This window comes from Paraburkholderia youngii (genome assembly GCF_013366925.1).
Classification (GTDB): domain Bacteria; phylum Pseudomonadota; class Gammaproteobacteria; order Burkholderiales; family Burkholderiaceae; genus Paraburkholderia; species Paraburkholderia youngii.
On the sequence record NZ_JAALDK010000001.1, the window covers coordinates 3,605,440 to 3,622,699 of the forward strand.

Annotated in this window: 19 protein-coding genes; 15 read left to right on the forward strand and 4 right to left on the reverse strand. The window is 66.1% G+C overall.

The window, feature by feature from the left end; all coding sequences use genetic code 11:
- Nucleotides 1-63: 63 nt before the first annotated feature.
- From phnF to phnN, 3 genes are read left to right on the forward strand one after another with little or no spacing between them, the layout of a single operon-like run.
- Nucleotides 64-822 carry a phosphonate metabolism transcriptional regulator PhnF gene (gene phnF / locus G5S42_RS16585; protein WP_176107743.1) on the forward strand — a complete coding sequence of 253 codons (759 nt, stop codon included), beginning with the start codon at nt 64-66 and terminating at the stop codon, nt 820-822.
- On the forward strand, nt 819-1,583 hold the full coding sequence (locus G5S42_RS16590; RefSeq protein WP_176107744.1) for a DUF1045 domain-containing protein: 765 nt from the start codon (nt 819-821) through the stop codon (nt 1,581-1,583). Before phnF ends, G5S42_RS16590 begins: the two co-directional genes overlap by 4 nt.
- Entirely contained in the window at nt 1,580-2,131 is a 552-nt protein-coding gene (gene phnN / locus G5S42_RS16595) for a phosphonate metabolism protein/1,5-bisphosphokinase (PRPP-forming) PhnN (protein ID WP_176107745.1), read from the forward strand. Before G5S42_RS16590 ends, phnN begins: the two co-directional genes overlap by 4 nt.
- Nucleotides 2,132-2,146: 15 nt before the next feature.
- Here phnN and G5S42_RS16600 read toward each other — a convergent pair whose 3' ends face one another.
- A complete protein-coding gene (locus tag G5S42_RS16600) occupies nt 2,147-3,055 on the reverse strand; it encodes a LysR family transcriptional regulator (RefSeq protein ID WP_176107746.1) in 909 nt (302 codons plus the stop codon).
- A 111-nt stretch (nt 3,056-3,166) separates the two neighbouring features.
- Between G5S42_RS16600 and G5S42_RS16605 the strand changes: the two genes are divergently transcribed.
- Nucleotides 3,167-4,357 carry a M20 aminoacylase family protein gene (locus G5S42_RS16605; RefSeq protein ID WP_176107747.1) on the forward strand — a complete coding sequence of 397 codons (1,191 nt, stop codon included), beginning with the start codon at nt 3,167-3,169 and terminating at the stop codon, nt 4,355-4,357.
- A 59-nt stretch (nt 4,358-4,416) separates the two neighbouring features.
- Here the strand turns inward: G5S42_RS16605 and G5S42_RS16610 are convergent, their stop codons facing one another.
- On the reverse strand, nt 4,417-5,241 hold the full coding sequence (locus tag G5S42_RS16610; RefSeq protein WP_176107748.1) for an IclR family transcriptional regulator: 825 nt from the start codon (nt 5,239-5,241) through the stop codon (nt 4,417-4,419).
- A 249-nt stretch (nt 5,242-5,490) separates the two neighbouring features.
- On the opposite strand from G5S42_RS16610, the gene G5S42_RS16615 reads away from it, so the two are divergent.
- From G5S42_RS16615 to G5S42_RS16660, 10 genes are all read left to right on the forward strand, one after another.
- Nucleotides 5,491-6,195, forward strand: coding sequence for a FadR/GntR family transcriptional regulator (locus G5S42_RS16615; RefSeq protein WP_176107749.1), 705 nt, complete (start codon nt 5,491-5,493; stop codon nt 6,193-6,195).
- A gap of 72 nt (nt 6,196-6,267) precedes the next feature.
- On the forward strand, nt 6,268-7,158 hold the full coding sequence (gene ltnD, locus G5S42_RS16620; RefSeq protein ID WP_176107750.1) for an L-threonate dehydrogenase: 891 nt from the start codon (nt 6,268-6,270) through the stop codon (nt 7,156-7,158).
- Nucleotides 7,159-7,173: 15 nt separating this feature from the next.
- Nucleotides 7,174-8,517: a 3-oxo-tetronate kinase gene (gene otnK / locus G5S42_RS16625; RefSeq protein ID WP_176107751.1), complete on the forward strand. Its 1,344-nt coding sequence runs from the start codon at nt 7,174-7,176 to the stop codon at nt 8,515-8,517.
- Complete coding sequence (otnC, locus tag G5S42_RS16630; RefSeq protein WP_176107752.1) at nt 8,514-9,176, forward strand: 3-oxo-tetronate 4-phosphate decarboxylase; 663 nt, start codon at nt 8,514-8,516, stop codon at nt 9,174-9,176. Before otnK ends, otnC begins: the two co-directional genes overlap by 4 nt.
- Nucleotides 9,177-9,237: 61 nt before the next feature.
- A complete protein-coding gene (gene otnI / locus G5S42_RS16635; protein WP_176107753.1) occupies nt 9,238-10,038 on the forward strand; it encodes a 2-oxo-tetronate isomerase in 801 nt (266 codons plus the stop codon).
- 33 nt (nt 10,039-10,071) lie between these two features.
- Nucleotides 10,072-11,052, forward strand: a complete 981-nt coding sequence (denD, locus tag G5S42_RS16640) for a D-erythronate dehydrogenase (protein ID WP_176107754.1) — start codon at nt 10,072-10,074, stop codon at nt 11,050-11,052.
- Nucleotides 11,053-11,415: 363 nt separating this feature from the next.
- Nucleotides 11,416-12,618 carry a 3-oxoadipyl-CoA thiolase gene (pcaF, locus tag G5S42_RS16645; RefSeq protein ID WP_176107755.1) on the forward strand — a complete coding sequence of 401 codons (1,203 nt, stop codon included), beginning with the start codon at nt 11,416-11,418 and terminating at the stop codon, nt 12,616-12,618.
- Nucleotides 12,619-12,873: 255 nt separating this feature from the next.
- Nucleotides 12,874-13,452, forward strand: a complete 579-nt coding sequence (locus tag G5S42_RS16650) for a hypothetical protein (protein ID WP_176107756.1) — start codon at nt 12,874-12,876, stop codon at nt 13,450-13,452.
- A 272-nt stretch (nt 13,453-13,724) separates the two neighbouring features.
- The gene (locus tag G5S42_RS16655) at nt 13,725-14,672 is read left to right on the forward strand and encodes a hypothetical protein (protein ID WP_176110547.1); all 948 of its coding nucleotides are present in this window, start codon (nt 13,725-13,727) and stop codon (nt 14,670-14,672) included.
- Nucleotides 14,673-14,728: 56 nt separating this feature from the next.
- Nucleotides 14,729-14,968, forward strand: a complete 240-nt coding sequence (locus G5S42_RS16660; protein WP_246392014.1) for a hypothetical protein — start codon at nt 14,729-14,731, stop codon at nt 14,966-14,968.
- Here G5S42_RS16660 and G5S42_RS16665 read toward each other — a convergent pair.
- Both G5S42_RS16665 and G5S42_RS16670 read right to left on the reverse strand, forming a co-directional pair.
- On the reverse strand, nt 14,960-15,457 hold the full coding sequence (locus tag G5S42_RS16665; protein WP_176107758.1) for a GNAT family N-acetyltransferase: 498 nt from the start codon (nt 15,455-15,457) through the stop codon (nt 14,960-14,962). The two genes, G5S42_RS16660 and G5S42_RS16665, sit on opposite strands and share 9 nt — an antisense overlap.
- Before the next feature lie 13 nt (nt 15,458-15,470).
- Complete coding sequence (locus G5S42_RS16670; RefSeq protein WP_246392015.1) at nt 15,471-16,598, reverse strand: sensor histidine kinase; 1,128 nt, start codon at nt 16,596-16,598, stop codon at nt 15,471-15,473.
- Here G5S42_RS16670 and G5S42_RS44340 point away from each other — a divergent pair.
- On the forward strand, nt 16,527-17,258 hold the full coding sequence (locus G5S42_RS44340) for a response regulator (protein ID WP_246392016.1): 732 nt from the start codon (nt 16,527-16,529) through the stop codon (nt 17,256-17,258). The genes G5S42_RS16670 and G5S42_RS44340 overlap by 72 nt on opposite strands.
- Nucleotides 17,259-17,260 lie beyond the last annotated feature (2 nt).

Consider the following 17,260-nt stretch of genomic DNA (forward strand, 5'->3'; position numbering starts at 1 on the left):
CACGGCTTGCGCACTACAATGAACGTCATGGCGATCATTTGAACCGAAGGGAATGACAGCACCATGACATCGAACGACAGCGCGGCGCCGGCCACGATGCTCGAACGCGGCGCGGGCGTGGCCGTCTGGAGACAGATCGAACAGATTCTCGCCGCCGAGATCGCGGCAAGCGGGTTTGGGGAAGAAGGGCGGTTGCCGAGCGAGGGTGAGCTGGCGAAGCGCTTCGACGTCAACCGTCACACGGTGCGTCGCGCGATGCTCGGCCTCGCAGCGCTCGGCCTCGTCAGTGTGGAGCAGGGGCGCGGCACGTTCGTGCAGCCCGGCGCGATCGACTATTCGATCGGCCGCCGTACGCGTTTCACCGAGAACCTGCGTCAACAACATCACTCGCCCGGCGGCACGATGCTCTCGGGCGCGCGCGTGAAAGCCGAGCCCAGCGTCGCGAAGGCGTTGGGTCTGCGCGCGGGCGCGGCGGTCTATCGGATCGAATCGCTGAACGAGTCCGACGGCGTGCCGCTTACGTTCGCGCGCAGCTGGTATCCGGCCGCGCGTTTTCCGGAGCTGCCGGAGGTCGTGCAACGCCTCGGCGGCACGACGAAGGCGCTGGCCGAATTCGGCGTGGACGATTATCTGCGCAAGTGGAGCCGCATCGGCAGCGTGCTGCCCGAGCCGGAGGTCGCCCGGCGGCTCAACATCAACCGTCAGCAGCCGGTGCTGTGGGTCGAGAACGTCGACGTCGATTTGCAAGGCACGCCGGTCAAATACGGCTTCACGCATTTTGCGGCCGACCGCGTGCAACTGCTCGTGGAGCATGACCTGTGAGCGGCCCCGCATGGAGTGCCGAAGCGCGCTTTGCGCTGTACTACGCGCCGTCGTGTGAATCGGCGTGGTGGCAGGCGGGCTCGACATGGCTCGGCCGCGATGCGCAAAGCGGCGAGCGCCGCGCGCAGCCGCAGCCGCCTGGCCTCGCGCGCCCGCTCGCCGCGTTGACCGACTCGCCGCGCCGCTATGGCTGGCATGGCACGCTGGTCGCCCCGTTCCGGCTCGGCGCCGGTGTCACGCAGCACGACGTGCTTGCGGCTGCGCGGGCGTGGGCGCTAGGGCGGCAGCCGTTCGCGTTGCCGGTGGAAGCGGCCACGTTGGGCGACTTCGTCGCATTGCGACCGGCCGATGCAGATGGCGAGACGCGCATTCGCGAGCTTGCGTCGAACGCGCTGGAGTCGCTAGACGGGCTGCGCGCGCGGCCGTCTGCGGCCGATCTCGAGCGCCGGCTCGCCGCACCGCTCACCGAACGCCAACGTGCGTTGCTGCTGCAATGGGGCTATCCGTACGTGTTCGACGAGTTCCGTTTTCATATGACGCTGTCCAGTTCGCTCGCCGATCCCGACGAGCGCGCGACGCTGCTCGCATGGTGGCGTGAGCGCACGCCCGCGCTCGGGCCGCTCGCGGTCGATCAGGCCGCGTTGTTCGTCGAGCCGGCGCCGGGCGAGCCGTTCGTGCTGTGGCAGCCACTGCCGTTCAGCGACGGCGCGAGACACGGCGATCGCAAGGACGAGCAGCAAGACGAGGTGAGCAGCCAATGAACGGGCGTTTGATCTATGTGATGGGGCCGTCTGGCGCGGGCAAGGATTCGCTGCTGCAATTCGCGCGCACGCGGCTCGCCGGCGAGCCGGTCGTGTTCGCGCATCGTTACATCACGCGGCCGAGCGGCAATGGGGAAGTGCATGTCGCACTGAGCGTCGAGGAGTTCGCCGCGCGCTCGGTGCTGGGCCTGTTCGCGCTCGAATGGTCGAGCCATTCGCTGCGCTATGGCATCGGCATCGAACTCGATGCGTGGCTCGCGCGTCGCTGCACGGTGGTCGTCAATGGCTCGCGGCAGTACCTGCAGCATGCGCTCGCGCGCTATCCACGCGCGGAAGTGGTGCACGTGAGCGCCGCGCCGCATATTCTCGAAGCGCGGCTCGGCGCGCGGGCGCGCGAATCGTCGGAGCAGGTCGCGGCGCGGCTCGCGCGGCGCGCGCCGTTTGCGATGCCGGCCGGCGTGCGCTGCACGACGATCGACAACTCCGGCACGCTCGAAGAAGCGGGGCACGCGTTGATCACGGTGCTCAAGGAGCAGGTGAGCGCGTAACGCAGTCACGCGGCCTTATTGCACGTCCCCCATCCGCTCCCGCGTGACCTGCCGCAAACACGCGACGAACTGCTGTACGGCCGGCGTCGGCAGCAGATCGCGTCGCGAGATGATGCTCAGATCGTAGTTCGGCAGCGCGTCTTCGATCTGCGCGACGCGAATGCCGAGCGGCGCGACCCGCTGCGCGAGCGGCCGCGTGAAGCAGCTGATCACGTCGGTCTGCGATACGAGCCCGAGCGTCACCGCAAACGACGACGGCGCGCGCAGCAGCCGCTTCGGCAGCGGCAGAGCATGCGCGCTGAACATCGCCATCATCACGCTGTGCGGGAAGTGATCGGCGCCGACCGTGACGATCCACTCGGCGTCGAGCAGCTCGGACAGACGCGTGACGTTCGCAAGCGGATGCCCGGCGCGCATCGTGACGACGAACTGCGTCGAGTACAGCGGCACCTGCACCAGATCGTTATCCAATGCCTGAACGTGATGGATCGCCGCGAGATCGAGTGTGCCGTTGCGCAAACGCGCGAGCGCATCGGGCACCGTCACTTCCTCCAGATGCAGACTCACGAGCGGCATCTTCGCGCGAAAGCTCGACACCGCATGCGGCAGCACCGTCAGCGCGAGCGATGGCATCGTGCCGACGCTGACCTTGCCGGCCAGTTCTCCTTTCACCTGCTCGACGGCCTCGACGGTGCGGCGCATGTCGCCCAGCAACTGCTCGGCGCGCGGTAACAGCGCGAGCCCGCACGCGGTCAGCTCGATGCCGCGCACGCTGCGCACCATCAGCTCCGCATTGAGCGCGCTTTCCAGCTCGCGAATCGTATGCGTGACGGCCGGTTGCGTAACGCCGAGCTCACGCGCGGCGGCGCGCAGGCTGCGGTGATGCGCGGCGGCGACGAAGGCCTGCAACTGCTGCAGTTTCATCAGGGTAACCCCGTATATAAGAGCTGTTAATCAGGGTGAAAAAAATAGCATCTTATTCGAACGAAACGGCATGGATATAGTGCGAGGCTACTCACTGGAGCGATGCAAACGATGAACGAGACCCCGCGTTTGACCGAAGTGTCCGATCTGGAACCCGCCGCCGCGAGCCTGCGCGAGATTCGCCATCACATTCATCACCATCCTGAACTCGCGTACGAGGAAGTGCGGACCGCGGCGCTCGTCGCGGAAAAACTCGAACAGTGGGGCTGGCAGGTCACACGCGGGGTCGGCAAGACCGGCGTGGTCGGCACAATGAAGGTAGGCGACGGCAAGCGCAGCATCGGCATTCGCGCGGACATGGACGCGCTGCCGATCATCGAACAGACCGGCCTGCCGTACGCGAGCGGCACCCACGGCAAGATGCACGCGTGTGGCCACGACGGTCACACGACGATCCTGCTCGGCGCCGCGCAACGTCTCGCGGCCACGCGTAATTTCTCGGGCACCGTGCATCTGTACTTCCAGCCGGCCGAGGAAAGCGGCATCGACAGCGGCGCGCTGAAGATGATCAACGACGGCCTGTTCGAGCGCTTCCCGTGCGACGCCGTGTTCGGCCTGCACAATCATCCTGGCGCGGAGCCGGGCACGCTGCTGTTCCGCAAGGGGCCGTTCATGTCGGCGGGGGACAAGGCGACCATCACGATCGAAGGCGTCGGCGGCCATGCGGCGCGTCCGCATCTGACCGTCGATCCGGTCGTGGTCGCCGCGAGCATCGTGATGGCGCTGCAGACGATCGTCGCGCGCAACGTCGATCCGTCGCAGCCGGCCGTAGTGACGGTGGGCTCGATGCACGCGGGCACCGCGAACAACGTGATTTCGAGCAGCGCGCGGCTCGAACTGAGCGTGCGCTCATTCAGCCCCGAGGTGCGTGAGTTGCTGAAGAAGCGCATCACCGAGCTGGCCGAGTCGCAGGCGGCGAGCTATGGCGGCAAGGCGCGCGTCGAGTACATCGAAGGTTATCCGGTCGTCATCAATACGGACGCCGAAACGGAGTTCGCGGCGCAGGTCGCGCGCGAGCTGGTCGGCGACGACAAGGTAGTCGAGCAGACCGACATCCTGATGGGCAGCGAGGACTTCGCGTTCATGCTGCAGAAGCGGCCGGGCACGTTTCTGCGCATCGGCAACGGCGTCGGCGAGGATGGTTGCATGGTGCACAACCCGCATTACGACTTCAACGACCGCAGTCTGCCGATCGGCGCGGCGTTTTGGGCGCGGCTGGCGGAGCGCTATCTCGCGCAGTGAGCGACAAGAGCAAATGCCGGGGCGCGCAGCAAACGCGCGTTCCCCGGTAGCCGCGTGCGTCAGCCGCGCCGCGCGACCATCTCCGAGACCGTCTGCGCGGCTTGCTTCAGCGGTTCCAGAAACGCCTTCACCATCTGTTTGGCCGAATTGCGCTGCGCGTTGCCGCTGATGTTCATCGCGGCGATCACGCGGCCCTGGCGATTGCGAATCGGCGCGGATAGCGAAATCAAACCGCCTTCGAGTTCCTGATCGACGATCGCCCACCCCTGGCGACGCACCTGCTCGATCACCTTCTTCAGTTCTTCCTTGTCGGTGACGGTGCGCGGCGTGTGCGCGTAGAGCGGCGACGAGTTCAGCGTCGCGTCGAGCGTTTCCTCGTCGAGCGAGGCGAGCAGCACGCGGCCCATCGACGTGCAGTACGCAGGCAGGCGGCTGCCGATCGACAGATTGATCGTCATGATCTTGTGAGTCGGCACGCGCAGCACGTAGACGATCTCGGTGCGATCGAGCACCGCCGCCGAGCAGCTTTCGTGCACCTGCGCCGACAGGCTTTCCATCACCGGTTCGGCGAGATTCCAGAACGGCATCGAGGTCAGGTACGCGAAGCCGAGGTCGAGAATCTTCGGCGTCAGACGAAACAGGCGTCCCTCGGCTTCCACGTAGCCCAGCGTTTGCAGCGTCAGCAGAATCCGGCGCGCGCCGGCGCGCGTGAGGCCGGTCGCCGCGGCGACGTCGGTGAGCGTCTGTTCGGGGCGCGTCGCGTCGAATGCGCGGATGACCGCGAGGCCGCGCGCAAACGACTGCACGTACGAGTCGCCCGGTTTCTCCGGGGCCGGTTCGACGTTGGCGGGCGCGACGGAAGACGGCGGCAGGGCTTTGCTCATGGACCTTGATCGTGGTTGCAAAAGTGTGCGCGCGGAGGACACGCGACGCGCGTTCGTTTCGATGCGGCGCCGCGTTTTGCGTTGCGGCGCAAAGGCGAGACGATAGCTTAAGCCTTCTATTTCGCCAAATAACGCCGATTCGTGCAAAAAACCCAGGGTTTGCGTGGATGCGATCGCGTCTCAAAATTTGTATGATGACCCGATGACATGACCAGTTCGCGGCACCCGATCCAACCCAACCGATCCGCCATGTTCGACAAGATTCCCTCGCGCGCTTTGAGCGACACCGTCGCGCAGCAACTGCTGAAGCAGATCGACAAAGGCAGCTTCGCGCGCGGCGCCAAGCTGCCGACCGAAGCCGTGCTCGCGGAACAGTTCGGCGTGAGCCGCACGGTGATTCGCGAGGCGTTGTCGCGGCTAAAGAACGAGGGGGTGGTCGAACCGCGCCAGGGCAGTGGCGTGTTCGTCGCCGGGCACGGCACGATCCGCCCGCTGCGGATCGACTACGCGGAAGCCGTCGAGCCGGGCTCGGTCGTGCAGATCCTCGCGCTGCGCCGCGCGATCGAGGCGGAGGTCGCGTCCGAAGCCGCGATGCGTCGCAGCGATGCCGACATGGCCGCGATCGACGCCGCGCTCGCTCAGATCGAGCGCGCGGTCGCCAATGGCGAAGACGGCGTCGCCGAAGACGTCGCGTTTCATCGCGCGATCGCGGCTGCGACGGGCAATCCGTATTTCCTGAAGACGCTGACGTTCCTCAATCAGTATCTCGAAGCGGGCACGGTCGTCACGCGCCGCAACGAGGCGCTGCGCGAGGACTTCTCGCGGCAGGTGCGCGAGGAGCACGCGGCGATCGCCGCGGCGATTCGCGCCGGCGATCCGATGGCGGCCCGCAATGCCGCGCAGACCCATCTGTACAACGCGGCGCGGCGGCTTGCCGAGGCGGGCATCGCCTGACGCGCGGAAGGCGCGCGGCGATCCCGCTGCGCGCGAACGCACCAATGCAGCACCAATCCATAGAGGTCACGCATGTCGAGAAATGTCGGTGTCATCGGTCTGGGAGCGATGGGGCTTGGCGTCGCGCGTTCGCTATTGCGCGCGGGCTTCAAGGTCCACGCGTGCGACTTGCGGCGCGACGTGTTGCAGGCGTTCGTCGCTGAAGGCGGCGTCGGCTGTGCGACGCCCGCGGAGCTCGGCGCGCAGTGCGAGGTCGTGATTACGCTGGTCGTCAATGCCGCGCAAACCGAGGCCGTGCTGTTCGGTGAGCACGGCGCGCTCACGGCGATGAAGCCGGGCGGCGTCGTGATCGCGAGTGCCACGGTCGCGCCGGAATTCGCCAGCGATCTCGGCAAGCGCGTCGAGGCGGCTGGTCTGCACATGCTCGATGCGCCGGTGTCGGGCGGCGCGGCGCGCGCCGCGTCGGGCCAGATGACGATGATGACGTCCGGTCCCGCGGCCGCTTACGCCGCATGCGAGGACGTGCTCGCCGCGATCGCCGGCAACGTGTATCGGCTCGGCGCCGCGCATGGCGCGGGCTCGAAGGTGAAGATCATCAACCAGCTGCTGGCCGGCGTGCATATCGCGGTGGCCGCCGAGGCAATGTCGCTCGGCCTGCGCGAAGGCGTCGATCCGGACGCGCTGTACGACGTGATCACGCACAGCGCGGGCAATTCGTGGATGTTCGAAAACCGCGTGCCGCATATTCTCGCGGGCGACTACACGCCGCTGTCGGCGGTCGATATCTTCGTGAAGGACCTGGGCCTCGTGCTCGATACCGCGCGTCGCACGAAGTTTCCGTTGCCGCTGTCGGCGGCCGCGCATCAGATGTTCATGATGGCGTCGACGGCGGGCCACGGCGGAGAGGACGACTCGGCGGTCGTGAAGATTTTTCCCGGCATCGAATTGCCGGCAAAGCGATAAGCGAGGACAGTGCTCATGACGGCTCGAACGAAACCCGCGCTGCTCGGCTGCATCGCCGACGACTTCACCGGCGCCACCGATCTCGCCAACATGCTCGTGCGCGGCGGCATGCGCACGGTGCAGACGATCGGCGTGCCCACCTCCAACGAAGCGCCGGGCGCCGATGCGCCGGGCGCCGCTGCGCTCGACGCCGATGCACTCGTCGTCGCGCTGAAGTCGCGCACGATCCCCGCCGCCGACGCGGTCGCGCAATCGCTCGCCGCGCTCGCCTGGCTGCGCGCGCAGGGGTGCCGGCAATTCTTCTTCAAGTACTGCTCGACCTTCGATTCGACCGATGCAGGCAACATCGGCCCGGTGACCGATGCGTTGCTGAACGCGCTGTCCGCCGAGTTCGCCGAGCGCGCATCGTTCACGATCGCGTGTCCCGCGTTTCCCGAGAACGGCCGCACGATTTTCCGCGGCCATCTGTTCGTCGGCGATGCGCTGCTCGACGAGTCGGGCATGGAGAACCATCCGCTGACGCCGATGCGCGATGCGAATCTCGTGCGCGTGCTGCAGCGGCAAACGCAGTCGAAGGTCGGGCTCGTGCGTTACGACCGGGTCGCGCAAGGCGACACGGCCGTGCGCGCCGCATTCGAAGCGCTGCGCGCCGACGGCGTGCGCATCGCGATTGCCGATGCGGTGTCCGACGCCGATCTGCACACGCTCGGCGCGGCCTGCGCGGACCTCGCGCTGATCACCGGCGGCTCCGGCGTCGCGGTCGGCTTGCCGGCCAACTTCCGGCGCGCGGGCCTGCTCGGCGAGCAAACCCATGCCGCGCAATTGCCGCGCGTAGAAGGTTTGTCGGCGGTGCTCGCGGGCAGTGCGTCGAAAGCGACCAACGCGCAGGTCGCCGCCTGGTGCGCGACGCGGCCCGCGTTCCGCATCGATCCGCTCGCGGCGGCGCGCGGCGAGGACGTCGTCGGCGAAGCGCTCGAGTTCGCGCAACAGCGCTTCGTGCACGCCGAGCCGGTGCTGATCTATGCGACTGCATCGCCCGACGAAGTGCAGGCGGTGCAGCGCGAACTCGGCGTCAACGAGGCCGGGCATCTGGTCGAGAAGACGTTGGCATCGATCGCGCGCGGCCTGCGCGAGCGCGGCGTGCGCAAGTTCGTCGTCGCGGGCGGGGAGACCTCGGGCGCGGTCGTGCAAGCGCTCGACGTGCGCATGCTGCGCATCGGCGCGCAGATCGATCCGGGCGTGCCGGCCACCGCGACGACCGAAGCGGAACCGCTCGCACTCGCGCTGAAGTCCGGCAATTTCGGCGCTACGGACTTCTTCGACAAGGCGCTGCGTCATCTCGACGGAGCCGCGCAATGAGCGGCGCACCGGCACTTCAGGTCTCCGCCGAAGCGCGCGTGCGCGAGGAAATCTGCGCGGTCGGCGCGAGTCTGTATCAGCGCGGCTATACGGTCGGCAGCGCCGGCAACATCAGCGCGCGGCTCGACGATGGCTGGCTGATCACACCGACCGACGCCTGTCTCGGCCGCCTCGATCCCGCCGATATCGCGAAGGTCGACGCAAACGGCCACGCGATGTCGGGCGGCAAGCCGTCGAAAACGCTCGCGCTGCATCGCGGTATCTATGCGCGCAACGGCGAGGCGCGCGGCATCATCCATACCCATTCGACGCATCTGGTCGCATTGACGCTTGCGGGCGTGTGGAGCGAAGCGGACGTGTTGCCGCCGATCACGCCGTACTACGTGATGAAAGTGGGCCACGTACCGTTGATTCGCTATCAACGCCCGGGCGATCCGCAAGTGGCCGCGCGGATCGCCGACCTGGCCGACCGCGTACGGGCGGTGCTGCTCGAACGTCTGGGGCCGGTGGTGTGGGAGCGCTCGGTCGCGCACGCGTCGTATGCGCTCGAAGAACTCGAGGAAACCGCGCGCTTGTGGCTGATGACGAATCCGCGGCCCGCGCCGCTCGACGCCGCCGCGATCGAAGAACTCCGTGCCGCGTTCGGCGCGCGCTGGTAGCAGCGCGCATTGCCGATGTACGCCACGCACCGTATCGCACTGTCTTGAAGGAGCTGTCGCCATGCCTCGCTTCGCCGCCAATCTGTCGATGATGTACAACGAGCACGCGTTCCTCGATCGCTTCGCCGCCGCCGCGCGCGACGGTTTCAACGCGGTCGAATACCTGTTTCCCTACGAGTTCCGCGCGGGCGAGCTGAAGTCGCGGCTCGACGCGCACGGTCTCACGCAGGCGCTGTTCAATGCGCCTCCGGGCGACTGGAGCGGCGGCGAGCGCGGTCTTGCGTCGCTGCCGGGGCGCGAGGACGAGTTCCGCCGCAGCATCGATACGGCACTCGAGTACGCGCGCGTGCTCGGCAATCGCAAGCTGCATGTGATGGCGGGGCTGATCGCCGGCGATCAGGCGGGCGAAACGCAGCGCAAAACACAACGCGACGTGTATCTGAACAACCTCGCCTATGCGGCGCGGGCCGCGCAAGGGGAACAGATCACGGTCGTCATCGAACCGATCAATACGCGCGACATGCCCGGCTATTTCCTCAATCGACAGGACGACGCCCAAGCGATCTGCGCCGAAGTCGGCGCGCCGAATCTGAAGGTGCAGTTCGATTGCTATCACTGCCAGATCGTCGAGGGCGATCTCGCGATGAAGCTCAAGCGCGATATGGCCGGCATCGGTCACATCCAGGTTGCGGGTGTGCCCGAGCGGCACGAGCCCGACATCGGCGAGCTGAACTACCCGTACCTGTTCGATCTGATCGATGAGCTCGACTACGACGGTTACATCGGCTGCGAATACCGGCCGCGCGCGGGGACCTCGGCGGGGCTTGGCTGGCTGAAGCCTTATCTCGACGCCCGGCGCTGACTCTCTCCGACAACCACTGACGGACCCGTAACCATGAAAGTACTGATCACCGGCGGCGCCGGTTTTCTCGGCCAGCGTCTCGCGCGCGAACTGCTCGCACGCGGCGAGTTGAAAGATGCGCACGGCACACCGCGAGCGATTACCGGGCTGGTGCTGCTCGACATCGTGCGCGCTCATGATTTCGGCGATGCGCGCGTGCGTGCCGATGTCGGCGATATCGCGGAGCGCAGCGTGCTCGAACGCGTGATCGACGATCAGACCTCGGCGATCTTTCATCTCGCTGCGATCGTCAGCGGGCAGGCCGAGGCGGACTTCGATCTCGGCATGCGCATCAATCTCGATGCGTCGCGGCTGCTGCTCGAAGTCTGCCGCCAGCGCCGGCACCAGCCGCGCGTCGTGTTCACCAGTTCGGTCGCGGTCTATGGTGGCGATCTGCCCACGGTCGTACAGGACGACACCGCGCTGAATCCGCAGTCGTCGTATGGCGCGCAAAAGGCAATCGCCGAGCTGCTGCTCAACGATTATTCGCGGCGCGGTTTCGTCGACGGCCGCGTGCTGCGGCTGCCGACCATCAGCGTGCGGCCGGGGCGGCCGAATGCGGCGGCGTCGTCGTTCGCGAGCGGCATCATTCGCGAGCCTTTGAATGGCGAGGAGGCCGTGTGCCCGGTCGCCGGTTCGACGCGGCTGTGGCTGCTGTCGCCGCGCAAGGCGATCGACAGCCTGATTGCCGGCCTCGAACTCGATGGCGCCGCGCTTGGCAAGCAGCGCGTGCTGAATCTGCCGGGCCTGTCGGTCAGCGTCGACGAAATGATCGCGGCACTGCGCGAGGTCGCGGGCGAGGCGGTCGCGAGCCGCATCGTGCGGCAGCCGGACGAGCGCATCGAGAAGATCGTCGGCAGCTGGCCCGGCGCGTGGGATACATCGCGCGCCGAACGGCTCGGGCTTGTCGCCGAGCACAACTTCGCGGATGTGATTCGCGGCTACATCGCCGATGAAGGAATCGAAGTTCGCTGAAGATCACTCCTCCGCGTATTCCCTGGTGTCGTTTGGCACGGCTGCGGCCGTGCTTGACACGCTTTCGCGCCGGCGCCTATTATCGAGCCTGTTTTGTTCGATATATGACCTTGTGTTCGTATATAGAACACGAGGGCGGGCATGGAAGACGCAAAAACCGTATCGGTCGTCACTCCCAAGCCCATCGTTCACGATCCTGCGCTAAGCTGCTTTGACGTATCGGCCGCCACGCCGCTGCAGTTTTGCAGCTTCCCGCGCGCGGCCGTTGGCCCCCGGGCCGATGCCTCGGCGCAACGAACCGGCGTCATCGGTGCAAGGCCGGCCGCGGCGCAGCGCACGCAGCATCTCAACTGGAGACATCCCATGACCGAAGCATTCCTGTGCGACGCGATTCGCACCCCCATTGGCCGCTATGCGGGTTCGCTGTCATCGGTGCGCGCCGACGACCTGGGCGCGGTGCCGCTCAAGGCGCTGATGGAGCGCAACAAGAACGTCGACTGGACCGCGATCGACGACGTGATCTACGGCTGCGCGAACCAGGCCGGTGACGACAACCGCAACGTCGCGCGCATGTCGCTGCTGCTCGCGGGTCTGCCGAAGGACGTGCCGGGCTCGACGGTCAACCGTCTGTGCGGCTCGGGCATGGATGCGATCGGCATCGCCGCGCGCGCGATCAAGTCGGGCGAAGCCGCGCTGATGATCGCCGGCGGCGTCGAAAGCATGAGCCGCGCGCCGTTCGTGATGCCCAAGGCAACTAGCGCGTTCTCGCGTCAGAACGAGGTCTACGACACGACGATCGGCTGGCGTTTCGTGAACCCGCTGATGAAGAAGCTGTACGGCGTCGACTCGATGCCGGAAACCGGCGAAAACGTCGCGACCGACTACAACATCAGCCGCGCCGACCAGGACGCATTCGCGCTGCGCAGCCAGCAGAAGGCCGCGCGCGCGCAACGCGATGGCACGCTCGCGCAGGAAATCGTCGGCGTGACGATCGCGCAGAAGAAGGGCGATCCGATCACGGTCACGCAGGACGAGCATCCGCGCGAAACGAGCCTCGAAACGCTCGCGAAGCTGAAGGGCGTCGTGCGTCCTGATGGCACGGTCACGGCCGGTAACGCATCGGGCGTGAACGACGGCGCGGCCGCGTTGCTGCTCGCCAACGAAGAAACCTCGAAGCGCTTCGGCCTGACGCCGCGCGCCCGCGTGCTCGGCGTGGCGACGGCGGGCGTGGAGCCGCGCGTAATGGGCATCGGCCCTGCGCCGGCCACGCAGAAGCTGCTCGCGCGTCTGGGCATGAAGATCGACCAGTTCGACGTGATCGAACTGAACGAAGCGTTCGCCTCGCAAGGCATCGCCGTGCTGCGCGCGCTGGGCGTCGCCGACGACGATCCCCGCGTGAACCCGAACGGCGGCGCGATCGCGCTCGGCCACCCGCTCGGCATGAGCGGCGCGCGTCTGGTCACGACCGCGACGTATCAGCTGCAACGCACGCAGGGCCGCTTCGCGCTGTGCACGATGTGTATCGGCGTCGGCCAGGGTATTGCAATCGCGATCGAGCGCGTGTGATGCACGTGTAACGCGACGAACATCGCAAGCGGTTTGCGACCGTTCATGTAACAGCCCCATCGTTCCTGCGATGGGGCTGTTTGCTTTTGCGCGCGGCCTCGCGCGTACAATCGTTCGCGTCGTATCGTTTGCAGTAGTTGTCCTGAGGATGTGGAGTTCATGGCGGCGGGCACGAACACTGCGTAGCGCGAAGTCATACGCGGCGCTCATCATGACCGTCACGCCGGATCGAAACCCCTGTCGAGGAGAACGCGAATGAAGACAACGACGATAGGCGCAGCGTTGATGCTGGCGGCCGCGGCCACACCCCAGCCGGCGCGCGCGCAGAACGACATGGCGAGCGCGGCCCAGGCGGTGCTCAGCGCGGCGCAGCCGGTGCATATGACGGCCGAGATCGTCGGCATCGATGCGGGCAACCGCTCGCTGACGCTGAAGGGCTCGGGCGGCAACGTCGCGATCGTGCTCGTCAGTCAGCAGGTCGCTGGTTTCGATCAACTGAAGATCGGCGATCGCGTCGACGTGCTCTACAAGAATGCGCTGCTCACGAAGGCGGAAAAGGTCAGCGGCGCGGGCAAGGGGATTCGCGAGCGGGCCGACAAGCAGAGCTATGCGCCGGCCTCAGGCGGTTACGAAGCGGCGCGCCAGACCGAGGTGCTCGCGACCGTACTGAAGATCGATCATAAACAGCGCCTCGTGACGCTGCGCGGCGCCTATCAGACACAGACGTTCGAGGCCGCGCCCAACGTCGACCTGAGCGACGTGAAGGTCGGCGATACCTTGCATGCGGTGTTCGTGTCGGCCGCCGCCGTGCAGGTGACGCCAGTGGGCCAGTGAGCGGCCGGGATCGCGGCCAATTCCAGCCGCCGGGAATGTTTCTCAAACTATGTCGAAAAATGTCGCGCCGCCCGACGAACGCCCGCAAAGCCTTGCCTGCCGGGCCTGAGTCGCGGTGAAACAGCGCGACATATCTTCCGTGATGATTTCCACGGTGTGTCCTTCTATAGTCCGTTCGTCGCCACGCGGCAATGACGCAAGTGGCCCGAATCCAGCAAGGACATACCGTGAAAAATCGTTTATTCGCAGGTTCCGACAAGGTCTGCGCCAGCATCGCGCGAGGCGTGCTGCGCAAGGCGGTGTTCGGCGCGGCCGCCGCCGTGTTCACGCTTGGCAGCGCATCGGCGTTCGCGTGGTCGGGTCATGGCACCGCGTACACGTCGCGCGGCGTCTATAACGGCGCGCACTACGGCTCGTGCGGCGGCGGTAGCTGTTCGCATGCGGGTAGCGTGGCTGGCCCCTATGGCGGCTTCGCGAGCAACACCGGCACGGTAACGCGCACGGCGCCCGGCCAGTTCTCGAACTCGGGTACCGCAACGGGCCGCTACGGCAACACGGTGCAGCACTCGGGCGACACCAACTGCGCAGGCGGTACCTGCTCGCATACCGGCACGATGACTGGCCCCGACGACAAAACGGCGACGACGTCCGGCGACGTGACGCGCACCGCGCCGGGCCAGTATTCGTCGTCGGGCTCGATCACCGGGTCGAACGGCAATACGGTCAATCATTCGGCGTCGGCCAATTGCGCGGGTTCGACCTGCGCGCGCTCGGGCACGGTGACGGGGCCGGACAACAACAGCGTCTATCACTCGGGCACCGCGACGCGGGTCGCGCCCGGCGTCGTGACGACATCGACGAGCGTGACCGGCACGCAGGGTCACACGGTGACGTCGGGCGGTACGGTGGTCACAGGCGGCGTGGTGGTCGCAGGTGGGACCACGACGACGACCGGCACGACCGTGGTCGTCGCGCCGAAGCCGGTGGTGGTCGCGCCGCCGCCTCCGCCGGTCGTCGTGCCGCCGCCGGTCGTGTACGTACCGCCGAAGCCCGTCGTGGTGACGCCGCCGCCGGCCTATGTTCCGCCGGCCCCGGTGGTGTACGTGCCGCCGCCGGCCGTCTACGTCGCGCCGCGTCCCGTGTACGTCGCGCCGCGGCCTGCGGTGTGGGTGCCGGGCCATTGGGTCGGGCGCGTATGGGTGCCGGCGCATTGGGCTTGACGATGGGCGCGCTCCGCATAACGGCTGCCCTTGCGACGACCGTCGTGGCGACGTTGTTGGCAATCCACGCAGTCATCGACACCAGCGACGCCAACGACGACCGTCGCGCGAATCCCGCCGCCCGCGTGACGAGAGACTGTTCCGCGCGCTACGCCGCGTTGCTCGATCTGGCCGAACTCGCGCGGCGTGACGGCAAATCGTCCGAGGTGGTCGTGCGTGGATTGAGACAGCAGAACGGCGCGATGAGCGAGTGCCTACCCGCAGGCTGGGTCAGGCCTGCACCGCGATTACATTGAACGCGGCCGCGTCAGATTGCATTCCAGAAAAATCGCGCCGGGGATCGGATTGAATACGTAAGCGTCGATCGGCTCGAAACCCAGCGATGCATAGAGCCCGAGTGCCGCTTGCATAGTGGGCAGCGTGTCGAGACGCATGCGGCTATAGCCCGCTTCTTTCGCGGCCGCCAGGATACGCGTGGCGAGTTGCCGCCCCACATGCAGACCGCGTCCCGCCGGACGCACATACAGGCGCTTCATTTCGCAGATCGTGTCGTCGATCGGACGCATCGCGACACAGCCGACGATATCGTCAGGATCGTCGCCCGTGCCGTCGCTCGCGAGCAGCACGCGGCCGCGTGGCGCTGCGAATTTGCCCGGCAGACTGGCGAGTTCGTCGTCGAATTGCTGAAAGCAGAGATCGAAGCCGAGACTCTCCGCGTACTCGCGAAAGACGGTCCGTACAGCCTCGATCTGCTCGGGGAAGCGGGCAGTATGCAGATGGATCATGCGATGGGTCGGGTCATTGAACATGCAGCGGAAATCGGATCTCGAAGGTGGTCCCCACGCCCTCGCGCGACGCAAACTCGATCTGTCCATCGAGCACGCGGCATAGCTCCTTGACGATCGCGAGCCCGAGACCCGCGCCCGGGATTTCTTCGCCGGCCGCGCGCTCGAACTCGTCGAAAACGCGCTCGGCATCGGCGGGCGCAATGCCGACGCCGGTGTCGGACACGCGAATCGTCCAGTGTTCGGGGCCATGCATCGCGAAGCGGAATTCGACTTGTCCCGACTTCGTGTACTTGATCGCGTTGGACAACAGATTGACCGCGATCTGCTTGAGCTTCAGCCGATTCGACGTGACGACCGGCAGCGCCGCGTCGAACTCGCTGCGCAGCGAGAGTCCTTTCGCGTCGATCGACGGCTGTGTGGAAGCGATGAGTTCGTCGAATAGTTCACGCAAATCGACGTCTTCGAACACGAGTGTCGCCGTGTCGCCGAGTATGACCGAGTACTCGACCATCTGGTCGACCAGTTGCTTCATGTCGGCGGCCTGACGGTTCGCGAGTGTCAGCGCGGCATCGGCTTGCGACGGCGCTCGCTCGATCAGTTGCAGCGCGACCGAAAACGCGTTGAGGAAATTGCGCAGATCGTGCGCAACGCTGCGCGTAATCTGCATGCGTGAATCATACAGATCGCCGACCAGCCGTTGCTTGAGCGTCAATTCGGCATTCGCGCGTTCGAGCCGGCTTGTGTATTCGTCGATCTTGCGATCGCGCTCGCCGACCACTTCCTTGATCGACGCATACCTGACCACGCTGAACGCTTCGGCGAGCAGATGCCGCGCGCGGCTCTCGTGACGGCGCGAGCACGTCCGGTCGCGTTCGACGAATTCTTCGAGCGCTTCGACGAGCACCTGCTGAAAGAGGTCCAGTTCGCGCACCAGTTCTTCGATCCGGTAGCCTTGCTGCAAACGGACATTGCCGTGCTTCTTCGCGTCGCGCTCGATCGATGTTTCGGCGCGTTCGAGATCTTCCGCATCGAGCGCCATGCACAGCTGGTCGAGGATTTCCGGCAAATGGTCGGCCAGCTGTTGATACGTGAGCTTGTCCGCTTCGACGAGATCGGCGTCGATGGCGACGGCATCCATCCATTGACGCGTCAGACGGCCCCGTTCCGCACGGATGAAGTTGGCGAAATTGCGCAGCGGGCTCACGCGTCTGTCGGTCATGATGGATACCGGAATGGAGTTTCTACAACATACAAACACGCGAACAGTTCCGAACGCCTCGATTTGGCGCGGGCAGCGCAGGCCTATTTGCGCCGGCAATCGGCCAGGCATCCGATGCGCGCCCGCAACCCGGGTCATTATCCGCGCAATTGCCGCGTGTGGAACACCTCTTGCGAGACTCTCATCAGACAAAGAAGCAAGTTTCGTCAGCAAACCATGATGTATTCGATATTGCTGGTGGACGACGAACCGGAAATTCTAGCCGCATGGCGGCTGATTCTGGAAAGCGAAGGGTATGAGGTGAGTTGCGCGAGCAACGGCGCCGAAGCGCTCGCCTGCGTCGTCGCTCACGTTCCCGACCTGATCGTTACGGACTGGATGATGCCGATCATGGACGGCGCGGAGTTGTGCCGCCGTTTGAAATCGATGCCGCTATCCGTCAACGTACCGATTCTGGTCCATACCGCGGTGCCGCCGTCGGACAGCGAAGCGCAGTACTGCAGCGCATGTTTGCTGAAGCCGATCGGGGCGGATCTCTTTCTGACCACGATCGCGCAACTCTGCGCGCCACGGTGTTGATA

Excerpts from the sequence above, each read along its gene's own strand:
- G5S42_RS16665 (WP_176107758.1), bottom strand. The coding sequence starts at position 15,457 with ATGATCCATCTGCATACTGCCCGCTTCCCCGAGCAGATCGAGGCTGTA.
- pcaF (WP_176107755.1), top strand. The coding sequence starts at position 11,416 with ATGACCGAAGCATTCCTGTGCGACGCGATTCGCACCCCCATTGGCCGC.
- otnC (WP_176107752.1), top strand. The coding sequence starts at position 8,514 with ATGAGCGGCGCACCGGCACTTCAGGTCTCCGCCGAAGCGCGCGTGCGC.
- G5S42_RS16650 (WP_176107756.1), top strand. The coding sequence starts at position 12,874 with ATGAAGACAACGACGATAGGCGCAGCGTTGATGCTGGCGGCCGCGGCC.
- G5S42_RS16605 (WP_176107747.1), top strand. The coding sequence starts at position 3,167 with ATGAACGAGACCCCGCGTTTGACCGAAGTGTCCGATCTGGAACCCGCC.
- G5S42_RS16670 (WP_246392015.1), bottom strand. The coding sequence starts at position 16,598 with ATGGATGCCGTCGCCATCGACGCCGATCTCGTCGAAGCGGACAAGCTC.
- otnI (WP_176107753.1), top strand. The coding sequence starts at position 9,238 with ATGCCTCGCTTCGCCGCCAATCTGTCGATGATGTACAACGAGCACGCG.
- G5S42_RS16600 (WP_176107746.1), bottom strand. The coding sequence starts at position 3,055 with ATGAAACTGCAGCAGTTGCAGGCCTTCGTCGCCGCCGCGCATCACCGC.
- denD (WP_176107754.1), top strand. The coding sequence starts at position 10,072 with ATGAAAGTACTGATCACCGGCGGCGCCGGTTTTCTCGGCCAGCGTCTC.
- G5S42_RS44340 (WP_246392016.1), top strand. The coding sequence starts at position 16,527 with ATGGTCGGCCAGCTGTTGATACGTGAGCTTGTCCGCTTCGACGAGATC.
- G5S42_RS16610 (WP_176107748.1), bottom strand. The coding sequence starts at position 5,241 with ATGAGCAAAGCCCTGCCGCCGTCTTCCGTCGCGCCCGCCAACGTCGAA.
- ltnD (WP_176107750.1), top strand. The coding sequence starts at position 6,268 with ATGTCGAGAAATGTCGGTGTCATCGGTCTGGGAGCGATGGGGCTTGGC.
- G5S42_RS16615 (WP_176107749.1), top strand. The coding sequence starts at position 5,491 with ATGTTCGACAAGATTCCCTCGCGCGCTTTGAGCGACACCGTCGCGCAG.
- phnF (WP_176107743.1), top strand. The coding sequence starts at position 64 with ATGACATCGAACGACAGCGCGGCGCCGGCCACGATGCTCGAACGCGGC.
- phnN (WP_176107745.1), top strand. The coding sequence starts at position 1,580 with ATGAACGGGCGTTTGATCTATGTGATGGGGCCGTCTGGCGCGGGCAAG.
- otnK (WP_176107751.1), top strand. The coding sequence starts at position 7,174 with ATGACGGCTCGAACGAAACCCGCGCTGCTCGGCTGCATCGCCGACGAC.